The sequence below is a fragment of the Candidatus Poribacteria bacterium genome, from assembly GCA_021295715.1.
GTDB lineage: Bacteria > Poribacteria > WGA-4E > WGA-4E > WGA-3G > WGA-3G.
Map to the genome: position 1 here is coordinate 1 of JAGWBV010000118.1, position 4,402 is coordinate 4,402.

General features: G+C 47.4%; 6 protein-coding genes. 2 read left to right on the forward strand and 4 right to left on the reverse strand.

Annotation, left to right across the window (positions count from 1 at the left end; translation table 11 throughout):
- The 3 genes from J4G07_20705 to J4G07_20715 form a co-directional block, all read right to left on the reverse strand.
- The coding region (locus J4G07_20705) for a C-terminal binding protein (GenBank protein ID MCE2416407.1) at positions 1-692 on the reverse strand (692 nt) is incomplete at its 3' end.
- Between the two features lie 30 nt (positions 693-722).
- The gene (locus J4G07_20710) at positions 723-1,190 is read right to left on the reverse strand and encodes a hypothetical protein (protein ID MCE2416408.1); all 468 of its coding nucleotides are present in this window, start codon (positions 1,188-1,190) and stop codon (positions 723-725) included.
- 25 nt (positions 1,191-1,215) lie between these two features.
- Complete coding sequence (locus J4G07_20715) at positions 1,216-2,598, reverse strand: FAD-binding protein (protein ID MCE2416409.1); 1,383 nt, start codon at positions 2,596-2,598, stop codon at positions 1,216-1,218.
- A gap of 266 nt (positions 2,599-2,864) precedes the next feature.
- Here J4G07_20715 and J4G07_20720 point away from each other — a divergent pair, with 266 nt between their 5' ends.
- Positions 2,865-3,215: a UPF0175 family protein gene (locus tag J4G07_20720; protein ID MCE2416410.1), complete on the forward strand. Its 351-nt coding sequence runs from the start codon at positions 2,865-2,867 to the stop codon at positions 3,213-3,215.
- Between the two features lie 3 nt (positions 3,216-3,218).
- Complete coding sequence (locus tag J4G07_20725; GenBank protein MCE2416411.1) at positions 3,219-3,710, forward strand: hypothetical protein; 492 nt, start codon at positions 3,219-3,221, stop codon at positions 3,708-3,710.
- Positions 3,711-3,890: 180 nt separating this feature from the next.
- Here the strand turns inward: J4G07_20725 and J4G07_20730 are convergent, their stop codons facing one another.
- Complete coding sequence (locus J4G07_20730) at positions 3,891-4,220, reverse strand: hypothetical protein (GenBank protein ID MCE2416412.1); 330 nt, start codon at positions 4,218-4,220, stop codon at positions 3,891-3,893.
- Positions 4,221-4,402 lie beyond the last annotated feature (182 nt).

The following is a 4,402-nucleotide window of genomic DNA, read 5'->3' on the forward strand; positions in this document are numbered from 1 at the left end:
TAAGCCGTCGGTTTCATCGCCCGAAATTCTGCCTCGCCAAACATATCCTGTGTTTCCGGTGTCAGTGGTGCATGGATTGTGATGAAATCAGAGGTTGCGAGGAGTTCTGAGAACGAAACCTTCTGTGCACCGGACTCCTGAATCAATTCAGGAGCGGCGCGTGGGGAACAGATGTTGATTGTAAGCCCGAACGCTTTCGCCTTCGGCACAATTGACCGAGCAATCCGTCCGAAGCCGATGACACCGAGCGTTTTACCTCGGATTCTACGCATCGCTGGTCCGATGTTCTGATCCCACGTCCCTTCCTTGACTGCCCGATCGAAGCGCGAGATTTTTCTGGCACACGCCAGTAGCAACCCCATCGCGTGGTCGGATACCTCATCAATACAATACGCAGGGACATTGGTCACAATGATACCGTGTTCGGTAGCGGCTTCCACATCGATGTTGTCGAGTCCGATACCGCAACGCCCGATAATTTGGCACTTTTCAGCAGCGGTAATGACAGGCGCGCGAACGGGTTGCCAGCAGGTGAGGATGCCGTCCATGGCTGGTGCGAGGGTTAGGAGTTCTGCCTCGTCACCAGTTTCCGCGGCGATGAGTTCCGCCCCAATCTCGGCAAGTACTTGTCGTTCAGGTTCTATGGAGGACCAGGCATAATCGGTGATGAGGATTTTCCAACTGTTTTGCATGCTTTCCTTTTAGATACGTCAGTGCACTGACTATGGTGATTCGGGCTGTGGCCTGTCACGCCCTCTGAAAGCTTCATTCTCTGCTCGTAACTGTTTGAGTTCTGATAGAACTTCACTATGGACTGCGTAAAGTTCTTCAACCGAGGCATGCAGACGTTCTTGCCCTCGCTGTCTAAACGCTATGATCAGTTGTGGAACACCAAGCGCAGCTATAACCAACGCAAACAGCCATCCTAACACCGTAAAAGCGAAGTTGAGCCGCTTGTCCACTCCGTCTATTCGTGTGTCCACCTCGCTTATTTTTGTGTTCAGATGCTCCTTCATCCGCTTTTCCGATGCATCTATCGCTGCAGTCATTTCTGTGCGTATCTGCTTTCCTTCAGCAGCTACGGTGATCTGGACGATTTCTCGTATGCGTTGGATATCTGAGTCGCTGAGTTCTGAGAAAGCGGGTGTAACGAAAAATAGCAACATTCCTAAGTAGATTACGTTTCTCATAAGAGAGCCTTCCTTAGACTTGCATCTATAAGAAGACCTTACCGGGGTTCATTAAGTTTAGAGGATCTAAAGCATTTTTGATAGCACGCATTAAATCGATTGCTGATCCGTGTTCCTTTTCTAACGCTTTTCGTTTGCCGATGCCGACACCGTGTTCACCGGTGCAGGTGCCTCCCATCTCTAAAGCGATGTCTACAATCTGATGGCTGAAGAGTTGTGCTTCTGCTAATTCAGCGTCGTTATCCACTTCAAGCGGAAAAACAACGTGAAAATTCCCGTCTCCAACGTGTCCGAGGAGTGACGGGTCAAGGCTCGATTTCGCGAGAAGTGCTTTCGTTTTGGCGATGCACTCAGCAAGTTCGGATATCGGGACGCAGACATCAGTGACGTAGCCGACAGAACCCGGACGGCGGCTTAAAGCGGCGTAGTAGCTATCATATCGGGCTTGCCAGAGGCGTTTACGTTCGTTCTCGTCCGTCGCCCATCGGAAATCGCCACTCCCGTGTGCTGCTGCGATGGTCCCAGCAATCTCCGAATTCTCTGCGACGGTGTGCTTGGAACCGTGGAATTCAAAGAAAAGTGTCGGTGTAACTTCGTACGCCAATCCCGCATATTTGTTGACGGCATCCATCTGGCGTTCATCTAAAAGCTCGATACGGGCGATACTAACTCCTTTGCCTATGAGTTCAATAACGGTATCCACTGCTGCGGTTACGGTTGGAAAAGCGCAAACAGCAGATGCGACCGCTTCCGGCAACCGTGTTAATTTAAGCGTGATCTCGGTGATGATTCCCAATGTGCCTTCTGAACCGATGAAAAGACGCGTGAGGTCGTAGCCTGCAGCAGACTTCCGCGCCCTGCTCCCTGTCCGAACGATGGAACCATCAGCAGTGACGACAGTTAAACCGAGCACGTTATCGAGCATCGTGCCGTATCGGACGGCACTTGTACCCGATGCGCGTGTTGCCGCCATCCCACCTAATGAGGCATCCGCACCCGGATCGACGGAAAAATGGAGCTGCGTACCGATCTCCGCGAGATGCGTATTCAACTCCAAGCGCGTTACACCCGCTTGGACGGTGGCATCTCTATCGTCTCGACTGACCCGGAGGATGCGGTTCATTTCGTTTAGTGCGATGCAGAGCGTGCCTTCAGTTGTGACAACAGCACCTTCAACACCAGTTCCCGTGCCATAAGGGACTATCGGCATTTTATATTTTCCACAGATTCTGACAATTTCGGCGACTTCGGCGTTGGTTTTCGGGAAAGCAACGGCATCCGGGAGCGCACCTCGGTGATAAGAGGCATCGCGAGCATGCGCGTCTCGGACAGCATTATCCGTGCTGAAGCGTGTTCCGAGAAGTGTATGGAGTTCCTTATGGGCGTGCTTTAAGTTATGATGATCCATGCTATGGGTATTTTAGCACAATTTGGGGGTAGTGGCAAGCGAAAAGTGGCTACATTGGTGCATATAGTTTTCCGATAGGAAGCATCTCCAAATCCCGAACCCACTTCTGTAGGAGCGATCTCCTGATCGCGACATTCCTCCAAGATAGGTCAGAAACCGAAAACTGAATGCCTCTGTGATTCTGCGGAATTGGCTTGATACGATGTATGCCATGTGTTATCTTATAAATAAATGAAAAGCCCGATTATCTTAGGAGGCCTTGCCGCATGTTGCAGATTGAAATCCACTCTCCAGATCTCGAAAAAGAGGTCAACGCGTTGGTTGATTCGGGGCTTTATCCGGATCCTCATGCAGTTATGGTTGATGCACTTGAAAACCTGGTCAAAATAAAAAAAGCCTCACGACTTGATGATGCTATTCAATCTTACAAGAATGATGAAATAACGCTCGGCAGAGCCGCTGAATTAGCCGGAATGCACCGTTTTGAATTTGAAGAGGTTTTGAAGGCAAGAGGTATCGTGAAAGAGACCGAAGTTGAGTCTGTAGAGGAATTGGAAACTGGCGTTTCAGTAATTAGTGATCTTCACACACCAAATGAAAGACCCAAGGAGTCATAAGTCTTGGTCTTTGTTGATACTGATGTTCTTTCGACCTTTGCTAAGATTCAACGATTGCGGTTGCTATTTGCTGTTTTCAATCAAGAACTTCTTCACATTGCTCTGGCTGTGGAAAACGAAATCAAAATTGGTGCTTCAAAGGGATTTCGCTTTGCCCAAAACCTTACAGTATTACTAACCGAAAAACAAATTCAAACTCATCGTCCCCTACCTATAGACGAAACATTTCTAAAGTCCTTACCACATACACTCGCCGCGGGTGAACGTGAATCCATGGCAATCTGTAAACGCCTCAATGCTGTTTTTGCAAGCAATGAGCGTCGAGTGAAGCACCACTGTCAAACGAACGGTATTCGTTGTATCAATTTGGCTGAAATTTTGCGATCATTCTGGAGGTTGGAGATTTTATCCAAGACAGATGTAAGGCAAATCATAACCGGGATTGAGATAAAAGATTCACTCAAATTCCGAACGACCGATCCGATTTTCAAATGAAACTACACCAAGACAATGAAGTTCGGGAGCGAAGCTATTCCCTTTGGAAAAAACAGGCAAGATCCCGTTTTCTACATTCGGATTACGGCAAAGTGTCCTGAGCTGGTTACTGGAAGATTGGGTCTAAATAAGCGTATGCACTTCATTCATTACAAGTATCACACTGACATATTACATCAACTAGACCGATAGAAAAATCCCGCACCATGCCATCAGAAAATACCATGATGAAATCATCGGTTGAAGCATAACTTCAATTATGGTAGATAAGCGACCATTTTCAATTTTAGCGTCCCGACTTCTACCATAGGGTAGCACGTCTTCAGTGCGCCCACATTCAGTCAATCCTACACCATCCTTTAGCTCCTCACATAATTTCTGTAAGATGGAGTCATCTATTTGAAAAATATCTCCTGAGGCGATTTCTATTTTCAAGAGGACCGAGTTTAGTTTTGCTGAACTGGCAAGGACAGCCTGAAGTGTAGCTTTTAAATATAGTGCATTTATCATTTTTAATTTTCCTTATCATGAAGTAAGAGATTGGTATAAAACATTATAGTTATCGGTCAGTGTCAAACATCAATCGTTTGAAACGTGGATCTAAGGATTCTGTTCCCGTGATACTGTCTGTGTTGACATAGACCTTGTCTGCGCCTTCTATAAGTTTATTTTTTTGTATGAAACCGTAGTCA

Excerpts from the sequence above, each read along its gene's own strand:
- J4G07_20710 (MCE2416408.1), bottom strand. The coding sequence starts at position 1,190 with ATGAGAAACGTAATCTACTTAGGAATGTTGCTATTTTTCGTTACACCC.
- J4G07_20715 (MCE2416409.1), bottom strand. The coding sequence starts at position 2,598 with ATGGATCATCATAACTTAAAGCACGCCCATAAGGAACTCCATACACTT.
- J4G07_20720 (MCE2416410.1), top strand. The coding sequence starts at position 2,865 with ATGTTGCAGATTGAAATCCACTCTCCAGATCTCGAAAAAGAGGTCAAC.
- J4G07_20730 (MCE2416412.1), bottom strand. The coding sequence starts at position 4,220 with ATGATAAATGCACTATATTTAAAAGCTACACTTCAGGCTGTCCTTGCC.